General features: G+C 70.5%; 21 protein-coding genes. 1 reads left to right on the plus strand and 20 read right to left on the minus strand.

The genetic code is table 11. The features are described 5' to 3' along the window. Window positions 1–68: 68 nt before the first annotated feature. The 13 genes from metK to pyrR form a co-directional block, all read right to left on the minus strand. The gene (gene metK, locus J7E97_RS28075; protein ID WP_215032934.1) at window positions 69–1277 is read right to left on the minus strand and encodes a methionine adenosyltransferase; all 1209 of its coding nucleotides are present in this window, start codon (window positions 1275–1277) and stop codon (window positions 69–71) included. 195 nt (window positions 1278–1472) lie between these two features. Continuing rightward, complete coding sequence (gene coaBC, locus J7E97_RS28080) at window positions 1473–2702, minus strand: bifunctional phosphopantothenoylcysteine decarboxylase/phosphopantothenate--cysteine ligase CoaBC (RefSeq protein WP_215032937.1); 1230 nt, start codon at window positions 2700–2702, stop codon at window positions 1473–1475. A gap of 118 nt (window positions 2703–2820) precedes the next feature. Beyond that, window positions 2821–3093, minus strand: a complete 273-nt coding sequence (gene rpoZ / locus J7E97_RS28085) for a DNA-directed RNA polymerase subunit omega (RefSeq protein WP_215032941.1) — start codon at window positions 3091–3093, stop codon at window positions 2821–2823. Between the two features lie 73 nt (window positions 3094–3166). Then, entirely contained in the window at window positions 3167–3730 is a 564-nt protein-coding gene (gmk, locus tag J7E97_RS28090; RefSeq protein ID WP_215032944.1) for a guanylate kinase, read from the minus strand. Window positions 3731–3791: 61 nt separating this feature from the next. After that, entirely contained in the window at window positions 3792–4115 is a 324-nt protein-coding gene (locus J7E97_RS28095; RefSeq protein WP_112452485.1) for an integration host factor, read from the minus strand. 491 nt (window positions 4116–4606) lie between these two features. Beyond that, a complete protein-coding gene (gene pyrF, locus J7E97_RS28100; protein ID WP_308346825.1) occupies window positions 4607–5455 on the minus strand; it encodes an orotidine-5'-phosphate decarboxylase in 849 nt (282 codons plus the stop codon). Continuing rightward, window positions 5452–6561: a quinone-dependent dihydroorotate dehydrogenase gene (locus J7E97_RS28105; RefSeq protein ID WP_215032946.1), complete on the minus strand. Its 1110-nt coding sequence runs from the start codon at window positions 6559–6561 to the stop codon at window positions 5452–5454. The genes pyrF and J7E97_RS28105 overlap by 4 nt, the downstream gene beginning before the upstream one ends. 85 nt (window positions 6562–6646) lie before the next feature. Next, on the minus strand, window positions 6647–9955 hold the full coding sequence (gene carB / locus J7E97_RS28110; RefSeq protein ID WP_215032949.1) for a carbamoyl-phosphate synthase large subunit: 3309 nt from the start codon (window positions 9953–9955) through the stop codon (window positions 6647–6649). Beyond that, entirely contained in the window at window positions 9948–11105 is a 1158-nt protein-coding gene (gene carA, locus J7E97_RS28115) for a glutamine-hydrolyzing carbamoyl-phosphate synthase small subunit (protein ID WP_215032952.1), read from the minus strand. The genes carB and carA overlap by 8 nt, the downstream gene beginning before the upstream one ends. Next, entirely contained in the window at window positions 11102–11680 is a 579-nt protein-coding gene (locus J7E97_RS28120; protein ID WP_215032955.1) for a hypothetical protein, read from the minus strand. The genes carA and J7E97_RS28120 overlap by 4 nt, the downstream gene beginning before the upstream one ends. Then, window positions 11677–12963: a dihydroorotase gene (locus J7E97_RS28125; RefSeq protein ID WP_215032958.1), complete on the minus strand. Its 1287-nt coding sequence runs from the start codon at window positions 12961–12963 to the stop codon at window positions 11677–11679. Before J7E97_RS28125 ends, J7E97_RS28120 begins: the two co-directional genes overlap by 4 nt. Window positions 12964–12965: 2 nt before the next feature. Then, window positions 12966–13958, minus strand: coding sequence for an aspartate carbamoyltransferase catalytic subunit (locus J7E97_RS28130; RefSeq protein ID WP_215032961.1), 993 nt, complete (start codon window positions 13956–13958; stop codon window positions 12966–12968). A 120-nt stretch (window positions 13959–14078) separates the two neighbouring features. Next, a complete protein-coding gene (gene pyrR / locus J7E97_RS28135) occupies window positions 14079–14651 on the minus strand; it encodes a bifunctional pyr operon transcriptional regulator/uracil phosphoribosyltransferase PyrR (RefSeq protein ID WP_215032964.1) in 573 nt (190 codons plus the stop codon). A 265-nt stretch (window positions 14652–14916) separates the two neighbouring features. Between pyrR and bldD the strand changes: the two genes are divergently transcribed. Continuing rightward, the gene (bldD, locus tag J7E97_RS28140) at window positions 14917–15417 is read left to right on the plus strand and encodes a transcriptional regulator BldD (RefSeq protein WP_069929708.1); all 501 of its coding nucleotides are present in this window, start codon (window positions 14917–14919) and stop codon (window positions 15415–15417) included. Window positions 15418–15648: 231 nt separating this feature from the next. On the opposite strand, the gene nusB is transcribed toward bldD, so the two are convergent. From nusB to aroC, 7 genes are all read right to left on the minus strand, one after another. Further along, window positions 15649–16086: a transcription antitermination factor NusB gene (gene nusB / locus J7E97_RS28145; RefSeq protein WP_215032967.1), complete on the minus strand. Its 438-nt coding sequence runs from the start codon at window positions 16084–16086 to the stop codon at window positions 15649–15651. A 2-nt stretch (window positions 16087–16088) separates the two neighbouring features. Continuing rightward, window positions 16089–16655 carry an elongation factor P gene (gene efp / locus J7E97_RS28150; RefSeq protein WP_215032970.1) on the minus strand — a complete coding sequence of 189 codons (567 nt, stop codon included), beginning with the start codon at window positions 16653–16655 and terminating at the stop codon, window positions 16089–16091. Between the two features lie 59 nt (window positions 16656–16714). Then, entirely contained in the window at window positions 16715–17824 is a 1110-nt protein-coding gene (locus tag J7E97_RS28155) for an aminopeptidase P family protein (RefSeq protein ID WP_215032973.1), read from the minus strand. 151 nt (window positions 17825–17975) lie between these two features. After that, complete coding sequence (locus tag J7E97_RS28160) at window positions 17976–18725, minus strand: AAA family ATPase (RefSeq protein WP_215032976.1); 750 nt, start codon at window positions 18723–18725, stop codon at window positions 17976–17978. A 96-nt stretch (window positions 18726–18821) separates the two neighbouring features. Beyond that, window positions 18822–19913, minus strand: coding sequence for a 3-dehydroquinate synthase (aroB, locus tag J7E97_RS28165; protein ID WP_215032978.1), 1092 nt, complete (start codon window positions 19911–19913; stop codon window positions 18822–18824). Continuing rightward, a complete protein-coding gene (locus J7E97_RS28170) occupies window positions 19910–20392 on the minus strand; it encodes a shikimate kinase (RefSeq protein WP_215033091.1) in 483 nt (160 codons plus the stop codon). The genes aroB and J7E97_RS28170 overlap by 4 nt, the downstream gene beginning before the upstream one ends. 44 nt (window positions 20393–20436) lie before the next feature. After that, entirely contained in the window at window positions 20437–21621 is a 1185-nt protein-coding gene (aroC, locus tag J7E97_RS28175; RefSeq protein ID WP_215032981.1) for a chorismate synthase, read from the minus strand. Window positions 21622–21638 lie beyond the last annotated feature (17 nt).

Raw genomic sequence — 21638 nt, forward strand, 5'->3', positions numbered from 1 at the left:
CCGGATTAACCAACAGCATCCGCTGGGGTCCGGGGCCTCACGTACGGCGGGTCCTACCGCCGGGGGTCTTACAGGCCGGCGGCGGCGCGCAGGGCGTCGACGCGGTCGGTGCGTTCCCAGGTGAAGTCGGGGAGTTCGCGGCCGAAGTGGCCGTAGGCGGCGGTCTGGGCGTAGATCGGGCGGAGGAGGTCGAGGTCGCGGATGATCGCGGCGGGGCGGAGGTCGAAGACCTGGCCGATGGCGTCCTCGATCTTCTGCACGTCGACCTTGTGGGTGCCGAAGGTTTCGACGAAGAGGCCGACGGGCTCGGCCTTGCCGATGGCGTAGGCGACTTGGACCTCGCAGCGTGAGGCGAGGCCGGCGGCGACGACGTTCTTGGCGACCCAGCGCATGGCGTAGGCGGCGGAGCGGTCGACCTTGGACGGGTCCTTGCCGGAGAAGGCGCCGCCGCCGTGGCGGGCCATGCCGCCGTAGGTGTCGATGATGATTTTGCGGCCGGTGAGGCCGGCGTCGCCCATCGGGCCGCCGATCTCGAAGCGCCCGGTCGGGTTGACGAGGAGGCGGTAGCCCTCGGTCTCCAGCTTGATGCCCTCGGCGGCGAGTTGCGCGAGGACGTGCTCCACGACGAACTCGCGGATGTCGGGGGCGAGCAGCGAGTCCAGGTCGATGTCCGCCGCGTGCTGCGAGGACACGACGACCGTGTCGAGGCGGACGGGCTTGTCGCCGTCGTACTCGATGGTGACCTGGGTCTTGCCGTCGGGGCGCAGGTAGGGGACGGTGCCGTCCTTGCGGACCTCGGACAGCCGCTTGGAGAGCCGGTGCGCGAGGTGGATCGGGAGCGGCATCAGCTCGGGCGTCTCGTCGCAGGCGTAGCCGAACATCAGGCCCTGGTCGCCCGCGCCCTGCTTGTCGAGCTCGTCCTCATCGCCCTCGACCCGCTTCTCGTACGCGGTGTCCACGCCCTGCGCGATGTCCGGGGACTGGGCGCCGATGGACACCGACACGCCACAGGAGGCGCCGTCGAAGCCCTTCTTCGAGGAGTCGTAGCCGATCTCGAGGATCTTGTCGCGGACGAGCTGCGCGATGGGCGCGTACGCCTTCGTCGTCACCTCTCCGGCGATGTGGACGAGACCGGTGGTGATGAGGGTCTCCACGGCCACGCGCGAAGTCGGGTCCTCGCTGAGGAGCGCGTCGAGGATGGTGTCGCTGATCTGGTCAGCGATCTTGTCGGGGTGACCCTCGGTCACGGACTCCGAGGTGAACAAGCGACGGGACACAACGCTCCCTGGGGTTGCAGCGGCTGCTGGCTGAATCATTGGCGGAACCACATCGGAGGCTGCGCCCGATCACGTTCCGAATGCAGTTTATCGGTCGCCACCGTGCGTGGGACCACCCGTCTCGCCCTGTGGGAGCCGTGTGACCTGCGGCACTCCATTCTGACGTAAAGAGATGCCTGCGGAAAGAGGCGCCACTCAGGCGCGTCGAGTCGCGATGCGCGGGGCGACCTGATCCCAAATCACCTCTGCGAGCGCTTCCTTCGGACCGTAGGGCACGGCCGTCTCGCTGCCGTCTGAGGCCAGGATGACCGCCTCGTTCTCCTCCGAACCAAAGGTCTTGGTCTCCCCCACCTCATTCACGACGAGGAGGTCACATCCCTTGCGGAGCAGCTTCGCGCGACCGTTGGCGAGCACGTCGTCCGTCTCCGCCGCGAACCCCACCACGACCTGGCCTTCGCGCGCACGGTCGGCGGAAATCTCCGCGAGAACGTCCGGATTGCGTACGAGGACGATCGGCGCGGGCTCCTGCCCGTCCTTCTTCTTGATCTTCCCGCCCGCGTACGCGGACGGCCGGAAGTCGGCCACGGCCGCGGCCATCACCACGGCGTCGGCGTCCGCGGCGGCCTTGAGCACCGCCTCGCGCAGCTGCAGGGCGGTCCCCACCCGTACGACGTCCACCCCGGCCGGGTCGGCCAGGGCCGCGTTGGCGGAGACCAGGGTGACCCTGGCCCCCCGTGCGACGGCGGTACGGGCCAGGGCGTAGCCCTGCTTGCCGGAGGAGCGGTTGCCGAGGAAGCGGACCGGGTCCAGCGGCTCCCGCGTGCCTCCCGCGCTGACCACCACGTGCCGGCCGGCGAGGTCGGGCCCGGTCGCCCCGCCCGCGGGGCCCCGCCTCCTCAAGGCGGCCCGGCAGACCTCGAAGATCTCTTCGGGGTCGGGCAGCCGCCCCTTGCCGGTGTCCTTGCCGGTGAGCCGGCCGACGGCGGGCTCGATGACGACGGCGCCGCGGCGGCGCAGCGTCGCGACGTTCTCCCGGGTGGCCGGGTGCTCCCACATCTCGGTGTGCATCGCGGGTGCGAACACCACGGGACAGCGCGCGGTGAGCAGGGTGTTGGTGAGCAGGTCGTCGGCGAGCCCGTGGGCGGCCTTGGCCAGCAGGTCGGCGGTGGCCGGGGCGACGACGACGAGGTCGGCGGACTGGCCGATGCGCACGTGCGGCACCTCGTGGACGGACTCCCAGACCTCGGTGGAGGCCGGGTTCCCGGAGAGGGCCGCCCAGGTGGCCTCGCCGACGAAGTTCAGGGACGCCGCCGTCGGCACCACGCGCACGTCGTGCCCGGACTCGGTCAGCCGGCGCAGCAGCTCGCACGCCTTGTAGGCGGCGATCCCGCCACTGACTCCGAGTACGACCTTCGGCTTACCCACCACACACGACCCTTCGGCTGGTCCCCGTACTCACACCCATGACACCTACGACACCTATGACACACCACAGGCCCGGCAGATGTTCTGCCGGGCCTGTGGTGAAAGGAAAACTCGCGCCTTACTGAGCCGGGGCCTCGATGGCCTCGGCGGTCAGCAGACCCGCGTTGATCTCGCGCAGCGCGATCGAAAGCGGCTTCTCGTGGACGTGGGTGTCCACCAGCGGGCCGACGTACTCGAGCAGGCCCTCACCGAGCTGCGAGTAGTACGCGTTGATCTGACGCGCACGCTTGGCCGCGTAGATCACGAGGCTGTACTTCGAGTCCGTGGCCTCGAGCAGCTCGTCGATCGGCGGGTTGATGATGCCCTCGGGCGCAGTAATGGAAGAGGACACGCTCTACCTTCCGAAGATGGGTTGAAAGATCGGAACGTTGACGAACACCGACCGACTGAACATCGATCAACGATCAAACAACATTCATCAAGGCTAGCAGCTCGCGCGCCACATCCTCGACCGAGGTGTTGACCAGGGTGGTATCGAACTCGGGCTCGGCAGCCAGTTCGATCTTGGCGGTGGCGAGCCGGCGCTCGATGACCTCGGCGGATTCGGTGCCGCGGCCGGTGAGCCGGCGGACCAGCTCGTCCCAGCTCGGCGGTGCCAGGAAGACCAGCTGCGCCTCGGACAGCGACTCGCGGACGAGTCGCGCGCCCTGGAGATCGATCTCCAGCAGGACCGGTTCGCCGTTCTCCAGGCGTTCCAGCACTGCGCCGCGCGGTGTGCCGTAGCGGTTGCCCGCGAATTCGGCCCACTCCAGCAGCTCGCCATTGGCGATCAGCTTGTCGAACTCGTCGTCGTTGACGAAGAAGTACTGGACTCCGTGTCGCTCACCGGGCCGCGGCTTGCGGGTGGTGGCCGACACCGAGAGCCAGACTTCGGGGTGGACCTTGCGCATATGCGCGACGACCGTGCTCTTGCCGACCCCCGAAGGGCCGGAGAGCACGGTCAGCCGCGGACGAACCTCTGCTGCCATAGAGCGATTATCCAGCTTCTCGGGACTGCCTGAGAACGCCGGGGGAACTCCAGGCAACGCGTCAGCCGGCAGGAGTGCCGAACTCACGCTCCAGAGAGGCGATCTGGTTGGAACCGAGACCTCGGACACGCCGTGATTCGGAGATGCCGAGGCGCTCCATGATCTGCTTGGCGCGCACCTTGCCCACGCCAGGCAGGGACTCCAGAAGTGCGGAGACCTTCATCTTGCCGATGACGTCATTCTCCTGGCCCGTCTTGATGACGTCTTGGAGGGAGGCGCCGGAATGCTTGAGTCGATTCTTCACCTCGGCCCGCTCCCGGCGAGCCGCGGCGGCCTTTTCGAGCGCTGCTGCGCGCTGTTCAGGGGTAAGGGGCGGAAGAGCCACGCCTACGTCACCTCGGATGTCGAACTGTCGGATACGGACCGGTGCGGAGCCGGAAGGCACCACACCAGGCGAGTGCCCGAACAGCGGTGGTGCTCGATCGCTGCTCGTTCACTCTGGTCGGAGACTAGCGGCCATGACCGCTCCAGTCAGCGAGAACGGACGAAAAGTCCTGGTCAGCCTCCACCGAACCGTACATTACGGACAAACTACCCCGGTTTTGTCCGGTGGAAGACGTTCGAAATTCGTCAAGCAGTGCGATGAGCTCGCCCGACGTCGTCCTCGAACGCTCCGATTCCGCGTACGGCGAGCACCGCACGCCGCTCGTCGAGGATGCCCGGCGGCGCGGACGGACCGCTGTCGGCCGGGCAGGCGCCTCCGAAGGCCTCAGGCCGTCGAAAAACGGGACCCGATGCGCAAGAGCGAAGGAATGGGGTGACGTCGGCGGGGCCGCATTGCCCTCCGGGCAACCAGCCCCGCCGAGGGGACTCGGGTCAGGCGGCCACGGCTACGCGGATCTCCTCCGCGAAGGCCTCCGCCGCGCCGCGCAGCGCACCCGCGTCGGGGCCGTGCTTGAGGACCCCCCGCGACACGTTCGGCACGACGTTGCGGACGGCCGCGCCGAAGACAGCCGGGAGGTCCGCCGCCGTCGCGCCCTGGGCGCCGATGCCGGGGGCCAGGAGGGGCCCGTTGATGTCCAGGTCGAAGGAGGACAGGTCCCCGAGGGTCGCGCCCACGACGGCTCCGAAGGAGCCCATCGGGGAGGCCCCCGCGTTCTCCGCCGCGAGGTGCGCCAGCATCGTCGCACCGATCGAGCGGCCGTCCGACCGCACCGCCCGCTGGACCTCCGCGCCCTCCGGGTTGGAGGTCAGGGCGAGGACGAACAGGCCGGCCCCGGAAGCGCGGGCCAGGTCGATCGCCGGGGCGAGCGAGCCGTAGCCCAGGTACGGGGAGACGGTGAGCGCGTCGGAGAAGAGCGGCGAGGACGGCGACAGGAAGGTCTCGGCGTACGCGGCCATCGTCGAGCCGATGTCGCCGCGCTTGGCGTCCATGACGACCAGCGTGCCCGCCGCGCGCGCGTCGGCGACCGTCCGCTCCAGGACGGCGATGCCCTTCGAGCCGAAGCGCTCGAAGAAGGCGGCCTGCGGCTTGAAGACCGCGACCGAGTCCGCCAGCGCCTCGACCACCGTGCGGGAGAACTTCTCCAGGCCGGCGACGTCGTCGTTCAGGCCCCAGGACTCCAGCAGGGCCGCGTGCGGGTCGATGCCCACGCACAGCGGGCCGCGGGTGTCCATCGCCGCGCGCAGCCGCGTACCGAAGGGGATCACGGGGGCAGAGGTCACAGTGCGGCCTTTCGGGTTTCGGCGCCCACCGCTTCGGCGAGCGTCGCGTACGGGCTGGCGGCCAGGCGCGCGGCCAGGCCCTTGTGGACGGCGCGGGCGTAGAAGGGGCCCTCGTAGATGAAGGCGCTGTAGCCCTGGATCAGGGTGGCGCCCGCCAGGATCCGCTGCCAGGCGTCCTCGGCGTTCTCGATGCCGCCGACGCCGACGAGCACCAGGCGGTCGCCGACCCGGGCGTAGAGGCGGCGCAGGACCTCCAGCGAGCGCTCCTTGACGGGGGCTCCGGACAGGCCGCCGGTCTCCTTGATCAGGGAGGGGGAGGACTTCAGGCCGAGGCCTTCGCGGGCGATCGTGGTGTTGGTGGCGATGATGCCGTCCAGGCCCAGCTCCAAGGCCAGGTCGGCCACCGCGTCCACGTCCTCGTCGGCGAGGTCCGGCGCGATCTTGACCAGCAGCGGGACCCGGCGGTCGGTCACGACGCGGTCGGCGGCCTCGCGTACGGCCGTCAGCAGCGGGCGCAGCGACTCGGTGGCCTGGAGGTTGCGCAGGCCGGGGGTGTTCGGGGAGGAGACGTTGACGACGAGGTAGTCCGCGTGGCGGGCGAGGCGCTCGGTGGAGGCGACGTAGTCCGCGACCGCCTCTTCCTCGGGGACGATCTTGGTCTTGCCGATGTTGACGCCGACGACCGTCCTGAAGACGGGGATGCGGGCGGCCAGGCGCTCGGCGACGGCCGCCGAGCCCTCGTTGTTGAAGCCCATGCGGTTGATCAGCGCGCGGTCCGGGACCAGCCGGAACAGCCGCTTCTTCGGGTTGCCGGGCTGGGCCTCGGCCGTGACCGTGCCGATCTCGATGTGGTCGAAGCCGAGCATCGACATCCCGTCGATGGCGACGGCGTTCTTGTCGAAGCCGGCGGCGAGCCCGAAGGGGCCGTGCATCCGCAGGCCGAGGGCCTCGGTGCGCAGGGCCGCGTAGCGGGGGGCCAGGGAGGCGGCGATGAAGGTGCGCAGCACCGGCGTGCGGGCCGCGAGGCGGATCCAGCGGAAGGCCGTGTAGTGGGCCTGCTCGGGGTCCATCCGCTTGAAGACGAGGTTGAAGAAGAGTTTGTACATGGGGAGAAGATCCCTCCTGCGCTCATGAAGAGGGGGACATCCGTCGCGCGTCGCGCATCGGATGTCCCCCTTCCCGGGTCGGCTGCTAGTCGCGGGCGGCGGTCAGCTGTCGCGCGTGCTCCTGGAGCGAGCGGACGCCCACGTCTCCGCGGTTGAGCGCGTCGATGCCCTGGACGGCCGCGGCGAGCGCCTGGACCGTGGTGAGGCACGGGACGCTGCGCGCCACGGCGGCGGTGCGGATCTCGTAACCGTCGAGGCGGCCGCCGGTGCCGTACGGGGTGTTGACGATCAGGTCGACCTGGCCGTCGTGGATCAGCTGGACAATGGTCTTCTCGCCGTTCGGGCCCTCGCCCTCGCTGAGCTTGCGCACCACGGTGGCGTTGATGCCGTTGCGGCGCAGCACCTCGGCGGTGCCGGAGGTGGCCATCAGCTCGAAGCCGTGGGCGACCAGCTCGCGCGCCGGGAAGATCATCGAGCGCTTGTCGCGGTTGGCCACCGAGATGAACGCGCGGCCCTTGGTGGGCAGCGGGCCGTAGGCGCCGGCCTGCGACTTGGCGTACGCCGTGCCGAAGACGGAGTCGATGCCCATGACCTCGCCGGTGGAGCGCATCTCCGGGCCGAGGACGGTGTCGACGCCGCGGCCGTGGATGTCGCGGAAGCGCGACCACGGCATGACGGCCTCCTTGACGGAGATCGGCCCGTCGAGCGGCAGGGTGCCGCCGTCGCCGGTCTTCGGGAGCATGCCCTCTTCGCGGAGCTCGGCGATGGTGGTGCCGAGCGAGATGCGGGCGGCGGCCTTCGCGAGCGGGACGGCGGTCGCCTTCGAGGTGAAGGGGACGGTCCGCGAGGCGCGCGGGTTGGCCTCCAGGACGTAGAGGATGTCGCCCGCCATCGCGAACTGGATGTTGATCAGGCCGCGGACGCCGACGCCCTTGGCGATGGCCTCGGTGGAGGCGCGCAGCCGCTTGATGTCGTAGCCGCCGAGGGTGATCGGGGGCAGGGCGCAGGCGGAGTCGCCGGAGTGGATGCCGGCTTCCTCGATGTGCTCCATGACGCCGCCGAGGTAGAGCTCGGTCCCGTCGTAGAGGGCGTCGACGTCGATCTCGATGGCGTCGTCGAGGAAGCGGTCGACGAGGACCGGCCGGGTGGGGCTGATCTCGGTGGACTCGGCGATGTACGACTCCAGGCGGGTCTCGTCGTAGACGATCTCCATGCCGCGGCCGCCGAGCACGTACGAGGGGCGTACGAGGACGGGGTAGCCGATCTCGTCGGCGATGGCCTTGGCGCCGACGAAGGTCGTGGCGGTGCCGTGCTTGGGGGCGGGCAGGCCGGCGTCGGCGAGGACCTGGCCGAAGGCGCCGCGGTCCTCTGCGGCGTGGATGGCCTCCGGCGGGGTGCCGACGACGGGGACGCCGTTGTCCTTGAGCGCCTGGGCGAGACCGAGGGGGGTCTGGCCGCCGAGCTGGACGATGACGCCGGCGATGGGGCCCGCCAGCGACTCGGCGTGGACGATCTCCAGCACGTCTTCGAGCGTCAGCGGCTCGAAGTACAGGCGGTCGGAGGTGTCGTAGTCGGTGGAGACGGTCTCCGGGTTGCAGTTGACCATCACGGTCTCGTAGCCGGCCTCGCTGAGGGCGAAGGAGGCGTGGACGCAGGAGTAGTCGAACTCGATGCCCTGGCCGATGCGGTTCGGTCCCGAGCCCAGGATGATGACCGCGGGCTTCTCGCGGGGGGCGACCTCGGACTCCTCGTCGTACGAGGAGTAGAAGTACGGGGTCTTCGCGGCGAACTCGGCGGCGCAGGTGTCGACCGTCTTGTAGACCGGGCGTACGCCCAGCGCGTGGCGGACCTCGCGGACGACGTCCTCGCGCAGGCCGCGGATCTCGGCGATCTGCACGTCGGAGAAGCCGTGGCGCTTGGCTTCGGCGAGCAGCTCGGGGTGGAGCTTGTCGGCGGCGGCCAGCTCGTCCGCGATCTCCTTGATGAGGAAGAGCTGGTCGACGAACCAGGGGTCGATCTTCGTGGACTCGAAGACCTCTTCCTGGGTGGCGCCGGCGCGGATGGCCTGCATGACGGTGTTGATGCGGCCGTCGGTGGGGCGGACCGCGGTGGCGAGGAGCTCTTCCTTGTCGCCGGTGGGGCCGACGAAGGTGAACTGCGAGCCCTTCTTCTCCAGCGAGCGCAGGGCCTTCTGCAGGGCCTCGGTGAAGTTGCGGCCGATGGCCATGGCCTCGCCCACCGACTTCATGGTGGTGGTGAGGGTGGCGTCGGCGAGCGGGAACTTCTCGAAGGCGAAGCGCGGGGCCTTGACGACGACGTAGTCGAGGGACGGCTCGAAGGAGGCCGGGGTCTTCTCGGTGATGTCGTTGGGGACCTCGTCGAGCGTGTAGCCGATGGCCAGCTTGGCGGCGATCTTGGCGATCGGGAAGCCGGTGGCCTTCGACGCGAGCGCCGAGGAACGCGAGACGCGCGGGTTCATCTCGATGACGATGACGCGGCCGTCGACCGGGTCGATCGCGAACTGGATGTTGCAGCCGCCGGTGTCGACGCCGACCTCGCGGATGATCGCGATGCCGATGTCGCGCAGCCGCTGGTACTCGCGGTCGGTGAGCGTCATCGCGGGGGCGACGGTGATGGAGTCGCCGGTGTGGACGCCCATCGGGTCGAAGTTCTCGATGGAACAGACGACGACGACGTTGTCCTTGGTGTCGCGCATCAGCTCCAGCTCGTACTCCTTCCAGCCGAGGATGGACTCCTCCAGGAGCACCTCGGTGGTCGGGGAGAGCGTGAGGCCCTGGCCGGCGATGCGGCGCAGCTCTTCCTCGTTGTGGGCGAAGCCGGAGCCGGCGCCGCCCATGGTGAAGGAGGGGCGCACGACGACGGGGTAGCCGCCGAGGGTGTCGACGCCGTTGATGACGTCTTCCATCGTGTGGCAGATGACGGAGCGGGCGGACTCGCCGTAGCCGATCTTGGCGTTGACGGCCTCGACGACGCCCTTGAAGAGCTCGCGGTCCTCGCCCTTGTTGATCGCCTCGACGTTGGCGCCGATGAGCTCGACGTTGTACTTCTCCAGCACGCCCTGCTCGTGCATGGAGATCGCGGTGTTGAGCGCGGTCTGGCCGCCGAGGGTCGGCAGCAGCGCGTCGGGGCGCTCCTTCGCGATGATCTTCTCGACGAACTCGGGGGTGATCGGCTCGACGTACGTGGCGTCGGCGATCTCCGGGTCGGTCATGATCGTGGCGGGGTTGGAGTTCACCAGGATGACCCGCAGGCCCTCGGCCTTGAGGATGCGGCAGGCCTGGGTGCCGGAGTAGTCGAACTCGGCTGCCTGTCCGATGACGATCGGGCCGGAGCCGATGACCAGGACGGACTGGATATCGGTGCGCTTAGGCACGCTCGGCCTCCATCGGGACGGTGTTCATCAAAGACGTGAAGCGGTCGAAGAGGTACGCGGCGTCGTGCGGGCCGGCGGCCGCCTCGGGGTGGTACTGGACGCTGAAGGCCGGCTGGTCGAGCAGCTGGAGGCCTTCCACGACGTTGTCGTTCAGGCAGACGTGCGAGACCTCGGCGCGGCCGTAGGGGGTCTCGGAGACCTTGTCGAGGGGCGCGTCGACGGCGAAGCCGTGGTTGTGCGCGGTGATCTCGACCTTGCCGGTGGTGCGGTCCTGCACGGGCTGGTTGATGCCGCGGTGGCCGTACTTCAGCTTGTAGGTGCCGAAGCCGAGGGCGCGGCCGAGGATCTGGTTGCCGAAGCAGATGCCGAAGAGGGGCGTCTTGCGGGCGAGGACGCCCTGCATGACGGAGACCGCGTGGTCGGCGGTGGCCGGGTCGCCCGGGCCGTTGGAGAAGAACACGCCGTCGGGGTTGACCGCGTACACGTCTTCGACGGTGGCGGTGGCGGGGAGCACGTGCACCTCGATGCCGCGCTCGGCCATCCGGTGCGGGGTCATGCCCTTGATGCCGAGGTCCACGGCGGCGACGGTGAACTTCTTCTCACCGATCGCGGGGACGACGTACGTCTCCTTGGTGGAGACCTCGGCGGAGAGGTCCGCGCCCTTCATCTGCGGGGCTTCCTGGACGCGGGCGAGCAGCGTCGCGTCGTCGGCGACGGAGGCGCCGGAGAAGATGCCGACGCGCATGGCGCCGCGCTCGCGCAGGTGGCGGGTCAGGGCGCGGGTGTCGATGCCGGAGATCCCGACGACGCCCTGCTGGACGAGCTCCTCGTCCAGCGAGCGCCGGGAGCGCCAGTTGGAGGGGACGCGGGCGGGGTCGCGTACGACGTATCCGGCGACCCAGATGCGGGAGGACTCGGCGTCCTCGTCGTTGACGCCCGTGTTGCCCACGTGCGGGGCGGTCATCACGACGACCTGCCGGTGGTACGACGGGTCGGTGAGGGTCTCCTGGTAGCCGGTCATTCCGGTGGAGAACACGGCCTCGCCGAAGGTCTCCCCCACAGCGCCGTAGGCGCGGCCGCGGAAGATCCGGCCGTCCTCCAGGACGAGTACGGCGGGAGCTTTGGCTGCTCCCCTGGTGGAGGTCGTCATCGTTCGGCGCCTTCCGTCGTGTGCGAGTGGTTCATGGAGTTGATTGCTTCGACCCAGGCGGCGTGTTCGGCCGCGCGGTCGGAGCGGAATCCGGAGTCGATCTGCTTGTCACCGTGCGCCCAGGTGACGACGAGCAGACCGCCCTCGGTGAGTACCTTGCCCGCGATTCCCTTGTCGAGGCGGGCGCCGCGCAGTTGCGCGGCCGGTACGAAGAAGTCGGTGGCACCCGGACGGACCACGTCGAGGCCCTCGTCGGTGAGCGTGAGCTCGACCCGGCTGCGGACGCCCAGACCGTGGGCGACGATCCGGTCGAGCCACTGCCCGGCGGTGGTGGACCCGTGGTACCGGCCGGTCAGCGCCAGCCTGTGTTCGGGGAGACCGCCGGGGGCGGCGGGCAGCTCCGGCAGATCGCTCTGCAGGGTGCCGCGCCACTTCCAGCCCTGCCGCATCAGCCAGTAGACGAACGCGATGAAGACGAGCAGGCCGATCACCCACGCGATGCGGGCGCCCCAGTCCGTCACCTGCGCCGACTGTCGTTCGGCCTCGGCGGCCAGTTGGATTACTGCAGGTGTCACGCCAGCGTCCCGTCCACGACCGTTGCCCGGCCCCGCAGGAAGGTGTGAGTGACGCGACCCGGCAGCTCGCGGCCTTCGTAAGGCGTGTTGCGGCTGCGGGAGGCGAAGTGCGCGGGGTCCACGACACCACGGTACGAGGTATCGACCAAGGTCAGGTTCGCGGGTTCACCTGCCGAGACGGGGCGTCCGTGGTGCGGAAGGCCGCCGATGCGCGCCGGGGCGAAGGACATCCGCTCGGCGACGCCCGCCCAGTCGAGCAGTCCGGTCTCCACCATCGTCTGGTGGACGACGGCGAGCGCGGTCTCCAGGCCCACCATGCCCATGGCGGCGGCGGCCCACTCGCAGTCCTTGTCCTCGTGCGGGTGCGGGGCGTGGTCGGTGGCGACGATGTCGATCGTGCCGTCGGCGAGCGCCTCGCGCAGGGCCAGTACGTCGGCCTGCGTGCGCAGCGGCGGGTTGACCTTGTAGACGGGGTCGTATGAGCGCACGAGCTCGTCGGTGAGGAGCAGGTGGTGCGGGGTGACCTCGGCGGTGACGTCGATGCCGCGGGACTTGGCCCAGCGGACGATCTCGACGGAGCCGGCCGTGGAGAGGTGGCAGATGTGCACGCGGGAGCCGACGTGCTCGGCGAGCAGGACGTCGCGGGCGATGATCGACTCTTCGGCGACGGCCGGCCATCCTCCGAGGCCCAGCTCGGCGGAGACGATGCCCTCGTTCATCTGGGCGCCCTCGGTGAGGCGGGGCTCCTGGGCGTGCTGGGCGACGACCCCGCCGAAGGCCTTCACGTACTCCAGCGCGCGGCGCATCATCACCGCGTCGTCCACGCACTTGCCGTCGTCGGAGAAGACGGTGACGCGGGCGGCGGACTCGTGCATGGCGCCCAGCTCGGCGAGCTGCTTGCCCTCCAGGCCGACGGTGACGGCGCCGATGGGCTGCACGTCGCAGTAGCCGGACTCCTTGCCCAGGCGCCACACCTGCTCGACGACTCCGGCGGTGTCGGCGACGGGGAAGGTGTTGGCCATCGCGAAGACGGCGGTGTAGCCGCCGGAGGCGGCGGCGCGGGTGCCGGTGAGGACGGTCTCGGAGTCCTCTCGGCCGGGCTCGCGCAGGTGGGTGTGGAGGTCGACGAGGCCCGGGAGGAGGACCTGCCCGGCGGCCTCGATGACGGTCGCGTCGCCGGCGTCCAGGTCGGTGCCCACGGCGGCGATGGTCTCGCCGTCGATCAGGACGTCCTGCGCCTCGCCACCGAGTACCTTCGCGCCACGAATCAGGATCTTGCTCATGGTTACTTGTTCTCCTCGGTGCGGGCTGCGGTGGAGCTGGTGGTGACGGCGGGCTCGGAGCCTCCGAGCAGCAGGTACAGGACGGCCATGCGGATCGAGACGCCGTTGGCGACCTGCTCGACGACCGTGCAGCGGTCGGAGTCGGCGACCTCGGCGGTGATCTCCATGCCGCGGACCATCGGGCCGGGGTGCATCACGATGGCGTGCTCGGGCATCCGCGCCATGCGGGCGCCGTCCAGGCCGTAGCGGCGGGAGTATTCGCGCTCGGTCGGGAAGAAGGCGGCGTTCATCCGCTCGCGCTGCACGCGCAGCATCATCACGGCGTCGGACTTGGGCAGCACCTCGTCCAGGCTGTACGAGATCTCGCACGGCCAGGTCTCGACGCCGACCGGCACCAGGGTGGGCGGGGCGACCAGCGTGACCTCGGCGCCGAGGGTGTGCAGCAGGTGGACGTTGGAGCGGGCCACGCGGCTGTGCAGGACGTCGCCGACGATGGTGATCCGGCGGCCGTTCAGGTCCTTGCCGAGTCCCGCGTCCTTGCCGACGAGGCGGCGGCGCATGGTGAAGGCGTCGAGCAGGGCCTGGGTGGGGTGCTCGTGGGTGCCGTCGCCGGCGTTGATCACCGGAGCGTCGATCCAGCCGGAGGTCGCGAGCCGGTAGGGGGCGCCGGAGGCGTGGTGCCGGATGACGACCGCGTCGACGCCCATGGCCTCCAGGGTCTGGGCGGTGTCCTTGAGGGACTCGCCCTTGGAGACGCTGGAGCCCTTCGCCGCGAAGTTGATGACGTCGGCGGAGAGGCGCTTCTCGGCGGCTTCGAAGGAGATCCGGGTGCGGGTCGAGTCCTCGAAGAAGAGGTTGCAGATCGTGCGGCCGCGCAGGGTGGGCAGTTTCTTGATCGGCCGGTCGGCGACGCGGGCCATCTCCTCGGCGGTGTCGAGGATGAGGACGGCGTCGTCGCGCGTGAGGTCGGCGGCCGAGATGAGGTGGCGCTTCATCCGGGTACTCCGTAAGTCGGGGAGGGCGGCCAGGCGTACTGGCCGGGGGTGCGGTGCGGCGGTGTTGGGGCAGGGCGGACTGCGGCGCGGACCCGCCTGGGGCCCGTTCGCGCGTACGGGCTAGTGCCCCGCCGCCCGGTCGGTCCGCTGGCCGAGCAATACGGCGTCCCGCCCGTCCTCCTCCTGGAGCTGGACCTGGACGTTCTCCCGCAGCGACGTGGGGAGGTTCTTACCGATGTAGTCGGCGCGGATCGGAAGTTCGCGGTGGCCGCGGTCGACGAGGACGGCGAGCTGCACGGCGCGGGGGCGGCCGATGTCGCCGAGGGCGTCGAGGGCGGCGCGGATGGTGCGGCCGGAGAAGAGAACGTCGTCGACGAGGACGACCAGGCGGCCGTCGATGTCGTCGCCGGGAATCTCGGTGCGGCCGATGGCACGGGCCGGCTTCATCCGCAGGTCGTCGCGGTACATGGTGATATCGAGGGAACCGACCGGGATCTTGGATCCGGTGATGTCTTCGAGCTTGGCCGCCAGCCGGCGGGCCAGGTACACACCGCGGGTGGGGATGCCGAGGAGCACCACGTCGTCGGCGCCCTTGGCGCGTTCGACGATTTCGTGGGCGATGCGGGTCAGAACCCGCGAGATGTCCTGCGCGTCGAGAACGGGGCGCATGACACCGGACTGCTGAGTGTCCATGAAAAGGACCTCCTTCTCCGCCTCACGGGACGGACCTTAAAGGACGTCTGATGTACGTTTCCCAAGGTACCAGGGGGATTCCCGCGGCCCCGCACCGGGGCGGCCCAGGACCCCTCTTAAGAGGGCGTTGGAGACCATTCGGCTTGACGCATCCAAGTAACGCTGCGTAACCTCACAGTGAGTTACCAGCCGCGCGGCGGAGCCGCACGTGGTCCATTAGTCACAGCGTCCATGTCGTCAAAGCGTCACAGCGTCCGGGAGCGTTATGTCCAGCGAATACGCCAAGCAGCTCGGGGCCAAGCTCCGTGCCATCCGCACCCAGCAGGGCCTTTCCCTCCACGGTGTCGAGGAGAAGTCCCAGGGCCGTTGGAAGGCCGTGGTGGTCGGTTCCTACGAGCGCGGGGACCGCGCCGTGACCGTCCAGCGCCTCGCCGAGCTGGCGGACTTCTACGGGGTCCCGGTGCAGGAGCTCCTGCCGGGCACGACCCCCGGCGGCGCGGCCGAGCCGCCGCCGAAGCTGCGCCTCGACCTGGAGCGCCTGGCCCACGTACCCGCGGAGAAGGCCGGCCCGCTGCAGCGTTACGCGGCGACCATCCAGAGCCAGCGCGGCGACTACAACGGCAAGGTGCTCTCGATCCGCCAGGACGACCTGCGCACCCTCGCCGTCATCTACGACCAGTCCCCCTCGGTCCTGACCGAACAGCTGATCAGCTGGGGCGTGCTGGACGCGGACGCGCGCCGCGCGGTGGCGCACGAGGACATCTAGTCCGGAGCAGTACCGGGCCCAGGCCCAGCAGAAACGTTACCGGCGGGTGCCCGGGAGCCGAGAGGCCCCCGGCACCCGCCGGTTTTTCGCGTGCCCGTACGTGCCCGTACGAGGCCGCGGGGCGCATTCGCATCGCACATGGGGCCCGCACGAACGAACGGAGGGCCCGCAGCGCCTCGGGCGCTGCGGGCCCTCCGTTCCCGGTCGGCCGACGCGTGTCGGCCGGCCGGTTCAGCTCTCGCTGCGACGCAGCTTCGGCTTGAGGTCCTTGAAGCGGCCGAGCAGCCCGTTCACGAACGAGGGCGACTCGTCCGTGGAGAACTCCTTGGCCAGCTGGACGGCCTCGTCGATGGCCACGGCGTCCGGGGTACCGTCCCACCAGATCAGCTCGTAGGCACCGAGACGCACGATGTTCCGGTCGACGACCGGCATGCGGTCGAGGTCCCAGTCCACGGCGTAGGTGGCGATCAGATCGTCGATGCGGTCCACCTTGTCGGCGTACCCCTCGACGAGTTCCATGGTGAACTCGTTCACCGAGGGCTGGCGGTCGGTGTCCGACCGCGAGTGGCGGATCCAGTCCGCGAGGACCTCGCGCACGGGGACCCCGCGCTGGTCGGCCTCGAAGAGGATCTGGAAAGCGCGCTTGCGCGCGTTGCTCCGGGCAGCCACGGTTAGCTGTTCACCCGGCCGAGGTAGTCGCTGGTGCGGGTGTCGACCTTGATCTTCTCGCCCGTCGTGACGAAGAGCGGGACCTGGATCTCGTAGCCCGTCTCCAGCGTCGCCGGCTTGGTGCCACCGGTGGAGCGGTCGCCCTGGACGCCCGGGTCCGTGTGCTCGATGGTGAGCTCGACGGCGGCCGGGAGCTCGACGTAGAGCACCTCGCCCTCGTGCTGGGCGACGGAGGCGGTGAAGCCCTCGATCAGGAAGTTGGCGGCGTCGCCGACGGCCTTGCGGTCGACCATCAGCTGGTCGAAGTCCTTCATGTCCATGAAGACGAAGTAGTCGCCGTCCATGTACGAGAACTGCATGTCACGGCGGTCGATGGTGGCCGTCTCGACCTTCGTGCCGGCGTTGAACGTCTTGTCGACGACCTTGCCGGAGAGCACGTGCTTGAGCTTGGTGCGCACGAAGGCCGGGCCCTTGCCGGGCTTGACGTGCTGGAACTCGACGACGGACCAGAGCTGGCCACCGTCGAGCTTGAGCACCATGCCGTTCTTGAGGTCGTTCGTGGAAGCCACGGTTTGGGAATCTCCTGCACTGGAAGACCACGGATGCGCGCACGGGCCGCCGGGGCGGACTAGAGCGCGAGCAGCTCCTTGGTCGTAATGGTGAGTAGCTCGGGACCGCCGTCCGCCTCGGGGCGCACGACGAGCGTGTCATCGATCCGGACACCTCCCCGGCCGGGGAGGTGAACCCCCGGTTCGACGGTGACCGGCACGCAAGCGTCCAGTTTACCCATGGCCGTAGGTGCAAGCTGCGGCTCCTCGTCGATTTCGAGGCCGACTCCGTGTCCGGTCGACGCGGCGAGGGCCTCACCGTGACCTGCGGAGTCGAGTACGGAGCGGGCGGCGTGATCCACATCTCGGTACGCGGCCCCGGGCACTAGGGCCTCGCGGCCGGCCCGCTGGGCGGCGAAGACCAGGTCGTACAGCTCGATCTGCCAGTCGGCGGGGGTGGTTCCGATGACGAAGGTGCGCCCGATCTCGCAGCGGTAGCCCCGGTAGTTGGCGCCGAGGCAGACGGAGAGGAAGTCGCCTTCCTCCACCCTGCGGTCGGAGGGACGGTGCCGGGAGTGGCCGGAGTGCGGGCCGGTGCCCACCGAGGTCGGGAAGGCCGGCCCGTCGGCGCCGTGGTCCACGAGGCGGCGCTCCAGCTCCAGGGCGAGGTGCCGCTCGGTGCGGCCCACCAGGATCGATTCCAGCAGCTCGCCGAGGGCCTGGTCGGCGATCTCGGCGGCGATCCGCAGGCAGGCGATCTCGTCCTCGTCCTTGACGAGGCGCTGCTGCTCGACGGCGGCCCCGAGGTCGGCCAGTCGCAGTCCGGGCGCCACGGAGCGCAGGGCGCGGTGCCGGCCGACGGTGAGGTGGTGTTCCTCGACGGCGAGGGAGTCGGCGCGTCCGGAGGCGGCCAGGTCGGCGGCCGCGACGGCGGGATCCGCGCCGGGGACGTCCAGCACGGAGAGCCGCAGGTGCTCGTCCAGCCTTCCCTCGTCGGCTTCACCGCTGGGCTGCCCGGCGCAGAACAGCATGTCCTCGCCGCCCGGACCGACCAGCAGGACGGCGCCCAGCGGCGACGCCCCGGAGAGGTAGCGGACGTTCGCCGGACGCGTGATGAGTGCGGCGGCGTTCCCGGCGGCCGCACAGCGGTCGCGAAGCAGGCCACGGCGGGCCGCGTACACGTCTGACATGTTTCCGAGCCTACGAGCGCTCGGCGCATCCGGCCTGGTGAGCGCATCCGTACGAGGTCACGGGCCGGGCGGGGTCGGGGACCGGGCGGCACCGGTGCGGGGTCGGGGACCCGGCGTGCAGGCGGGAAGCGTGGCGCGGGTGGGGCCGGGCTCAGTGGGCCGGAGCGGAGATGGCGCGCGCCAGGGTCTCGTCGAGGGCGCGGGCGGTGCCCTCGACGTCCAGGTGGGAGTTGTCGATGATGGGCAGTCCGGAGCCGTACCAGCCCGCCATGCGGCCGTGGATCCGGGCGACTTCCTCGTCGGAGAGCCGCCGGTTGCCGGAGCGGGCGGCGTTGCGCTCCAGGACTATCTCCAGTCCGGGCAGCAGTACCACCGGCAGTAGGGCGGGCCCCACGTGGCGCTTCCACCCGCCGAGGCCGACGACCGGGCGGTCGGGGAACACGGCGTCGTCGAGGATGCAGGAGATCCCGTTGGCCAGGAAGTTGCGGGCCGCGAACCCGCAGGTGCGGCGGGCGAGGCGGTACTGGGCCTCGGAGTGGTCGTTCCAGCCGGCCTGCGGGTCGGCGAACCCCGAGCAGACCCATTCCCGTACGTCGTCCAGGCTGATGTGCGCGGTGGGGACGGGCCGGGTGGCCGCCCAGTGGCGGGCCACGGTGGTCTTGCCGGCGCCCGCGGGGCCGATGAGGAGCACGGCGAGGGTGGCCCCGCCCGTGCCCGCGACGGCGGGCGGCAGCGGGATGTGGCCGGTGGAGCCCTCCGGCGCCCCGGGGGCTCCCGGCGCGGGCACGGGCATGGGTGACACGGGCCAGCCCTGCCCCGGGGTCACCGGCGCCTGCGGGGGCGCCGCCGGGCGATGGCTCCCCGACGACTCCCAGCCCCCGCTCCCCACTCCGTGCTGCATCCGCTGCCCAACCCCGTCTCGTTCCGGCACGACTGATGCGAGAACGTTATATGACCCCGGAGGTCCGGCGGTCACGCGGTCACGCGGAGGCCCTGCTCAGGCCGTTACTTCACCGAACGCAGCCATGAGGACGGCCGGATCCGGGCCCTCCAGGACGGTCGGCTTGGCCAGCCCGTCCAGGACGATGAAGCGCAGCAGGTCGCCGCGGGACTTCTTGTCGAGCTTCATGGTCTCCAGCAGCTTGGGCCACTGGTCGCCGCGGTAGGTCAGCGGGAGGCCCACCGAGGCGAGCACTTCCTTGTGCCGGTCGGCCGTCGCGTCGTCGAGGCGGCCCGCCAGCCGGCCGAGCTCGGCCGCGAAGACCATGCCCACCGAGACGGCCGCTCCGTGCCGCCACTTGTAGCGCTCGTTCTTCTCGATGGCGTGCGCGAGGGTGTGCCCGTAGTTGAGGATCTCCCGCAGCCCCGACTCCTTGAGGTCGCTGGAGACCACGTCGGCCTTGACCTGGATGGAGCGGCAGATCAGCTCGGCCGTGTGCGGGCCGGCGGGCGTGCGCGCCGCCGCCGGGTCCGCCTCGATCAGGTCGAGGATCACCGGGTCGGAGATGAATCCGGCCTTGATGATCTCGGCGAGACCGCTGACGTAGTCGTTGACGGGCAGCGACTCCAGCGCCGCCAGGTCGCAGAGCACGCCGGTCGGCGGGTGGAAGGCGCCGACGAGGTTCTTGCCCTCGGCGGTGTTGATGCCGGTCTTGCCGCCGACGGCCGCGTCCACCATCGCGAGGATGGTGGTCGGTACGGCGATCCAGCGCACGCCGCGCAGCCAGGAGGCCGCGACGAAGCCCGCGAGGTCGGTGGTGGCTCCCCCGCCGACGCCGACGATGACGTCGCTGCGGGTGAAGCCGGACTGCCCGAGGGCCTTCCAGCAGTACGCCGCCACCTCGATCGTCTTGGCCTCTTCGGCGTTCGGCACCTGGATCGCCACGGCCTCGTACCCCTGGGCGGCGAGGTCGTCGCGCAGGGCCTCACCGGTCGAGGCGAGCGCCTCGGGGTGGATGACGGCGACCCGCTGGGCCTTCGTACCGATCAGGGAGCCGAGCTCGCCGAGCAGCTGCTGGCCGACCAGCACGTCGTACGCGTCGTGCCCGGCGCTCGCGCCGACCTGGATCCGCGTCACCTGATCTGTCATGCGTTCTTCAACTCCAGAGCGTCGAGGACCGCCTGTGCGACCTCTTCGGGGGTGCGGTCGTCGGTGGCCACCACGACGCGCGCGACTTCGGTGTACAGGGGGCGCCGGGCATCCATCAGCTCGCGCCACTTGCGGCGCGGGTTGACGGCGAGCAGCGGGCGCGCGGCCCCGAGGCCCACGCGCCGGACGGCTTCCTCGACGTCCATCGAGAGGTAGACGACGGGCAGGCCGGCCAGCAGCTCGCGCGTCCCCTCGTCGAGGACGGCGCCGCCGCCGAGGGCGAGTACCCCGTCGTGCCCGGCGACGGCGGCCGAGACGGCCTCCCGCTCGAGCTCGCGGAAGTACGGCTCGCCCTCGTCCACGAAGATGTCGGAGATCTCCCGGCCCTGGGCCGCGACGATGTCCGCGTCGGTGTCCCGGTAGGAGACTCCGAGCCGCCGCGCGATCAGCTCGCCCACGGTGGACTTGCCGGACCCCATGGGGCCCACCAGGACGACCAGGGGTCCGGTGTGCGGGGTGGCGCTCACCGGATCTGCAGGTTGTCGAGGTACGAGCGGACGTTGCGGCGGGTCTCGGGGACGGAGTCGCCGCCGAACTTCTCCACGACGGCGTCGGCCAGCACCAGGGCGACCATGGCCTCGGCGACGATGCCCGCGGCGGGCACGGCACAGACGTCGGAGCGCTGGTGGTGGGCCACCGTCGCCTCTCCGGTGGCCACGTCCACGGTCGCGAGTGCCTTCGGCACGGTCGCGATCGGCTTCATGGCGGCGCGTACGCGCAGCAGCTCGCCGGTGGTCAGACCGCCCTCGGTGCCGCCGGAGCGGCCCGTGGTGCGCTTGATGCCCTCGGGGGTGGAGACGATCTCGTCGTGCGCCTGCGAGCCGGGCACGCGGGCCAGCTCGAAGCCGTCGCCGACCTCGACGCCCTTGATGGCCTGGATGCCCATGAGCGCGGCCGCGAGGCGCGCGTCGAGGCGGCGGTCCCAGTGCACGTGCGAGCCGAGGCCGACGGGCACGCCGTAGGCGAGGACCTCGACGACGCCGCCGAGGGTGTCGCCGTCCTTGTGGGCCTGGTCGATCTCCGCGACCATCGCCTTCGACGCGTCGGCGTCGAGGCAGCGCACCGGGTCGGCGTCGAGCTTCTCGACGTCGGCGGGGGTCGGGTAGACGCCGTACGGGGCCTTGGCGGCGGCCAGCTCCACCACGTGGGAGACGATCTCGATGCCCGCGACCTCCTTGATGAAGGACCGGGCGATGGCGCCGAGGGCCACGCGGGCGGCGGTCTCACGGGCGCTGGCGCGCTCCAGGATCGGCCGGGCCTCGTCGAAGCCGTACTTCTGCATGCCGGCGAGGTCCGCGTGGCCGGGACGGGGCCGGGTGAGCGGCGCGTTGCGGCCGGTCTCCTTCAGCTCCGAGGGGTCCACGGGGTCGGCCGACATGACCTTCTCCCACTTCGGCCACTCGGTGTTGCCCACCATCACGGCGACCGGGGAGCCGAGGGACAGACCGTGGCGGACGCCGCCGAGGAAGGTCACCTCGTCCTGCTCGAACTTCATCCGGGCGCCACGGCCATAGCCGAGCCGGCGGCGTGCCAAGTGGTCGGCCACTAGCCCCGTGGTGACCGGAACGCCGGCGGGAAGCCCCTCCAGCGTCGCCACCAGCGCCGGGCCGTGCGATTCCCCGGCGGTCAGCCAACGCAACCTGCTCAACGATGCTCCTCATGCTC

Source organism: Streptomyces sp. ISL-66 (genome assembly GCF_018614135.1).
In the GTDB taxonomy this organism is placed as follows: Bacteria; Actinomycetota; Actinomycetes; order Streptomycetales; family Streptomycetaceae; genus Streptomyces.

What these genes read in the sequence shown, in the direction of transcription:
- gmk (WP_215032944.1), bottom strand. Translation starts at nt 3,730, where the DNA reads ATGGCAGCAGAGGTTCGTCCGCGGCTGACCGTGCTCTCCGGCCCTTCG.
- J7E97_RS28105 (WP_215032946.1), bottom strand. Translation starts at nt 6,561, where the DNA reads ATGTACAAACTCTTCTTCAACCTCGTCTTCAAGCGGATGGACCCCGAG.
- carA (WP_215032952.1), bottom strand. Translation starts at nt 11,105, where the DNA reads ATGACGACCTCCACCAGGGGAGCAGCCAAAGCTCCCGCCGTACTCGTC.
- J7E97_RS28125 (WP_215032958.1), bottom strand. Translation starts at nt 12,963, where the DNA reads ATGAGCAAGATCCTGATTCGTGGCGCGAAGGTACTCGGTGGCGAGGCG.
- J7E97_RS28130 (WP_215032961.1), bottom strand. Translation starts at nt 13,958, where the DNA reads ATGAAGCGCCACCTCATCTCGGCCGCCGACCTCACGCGCGACGACGCC.
- pyrR (WP_215032964.1), bottom strand. Translation starts at nt 14,651, where the DNA reads ATGGACACTCAGCAGTCCGGTGTCATGCGCCCCGTTCTCGACGCGCAG.
- bldD (WP_069929708.1), top strand. Translation starts at nt 14,917, where the DNA reads ATGTCCAGCGAATACGCCAAGCAGCTCGGGGCCAAGCTCCGTGCCATC.
- J7E97_RS28155 (WP_215032973.1), bottom strand. Translation starts at nt 17,824, where the DNA reads ATGTCAGACGTGTACGCGGCCCGCCGTGGCCTGCTTCGCGACCGCTGT.
- J7E97_RS28160 (WP_215032976.1), bottom strand. Translation starts at nt 18,725, where the DNA reads ATGCAGCACGGAGTGGGGAGCGGGGGCTGGGAGTCGTCGGGGAGCCAT.
- aroB (WP_215032978.1), bottom strand. Translation starts at nt 19,913, where the DNA reads ATGACAGATCAGGTGACGCGGATCCAGGTCGGCGCGAGCGCCGGGCAC.
- J7E97_RS28170 (WP_215033091.1), bottom strand. Translation starts at nt 20,392, where the DNA reads ATGGGGTCCGGCAAGTCCACCGTGGGCGAGCTGATCGCGCGGCGGCTC.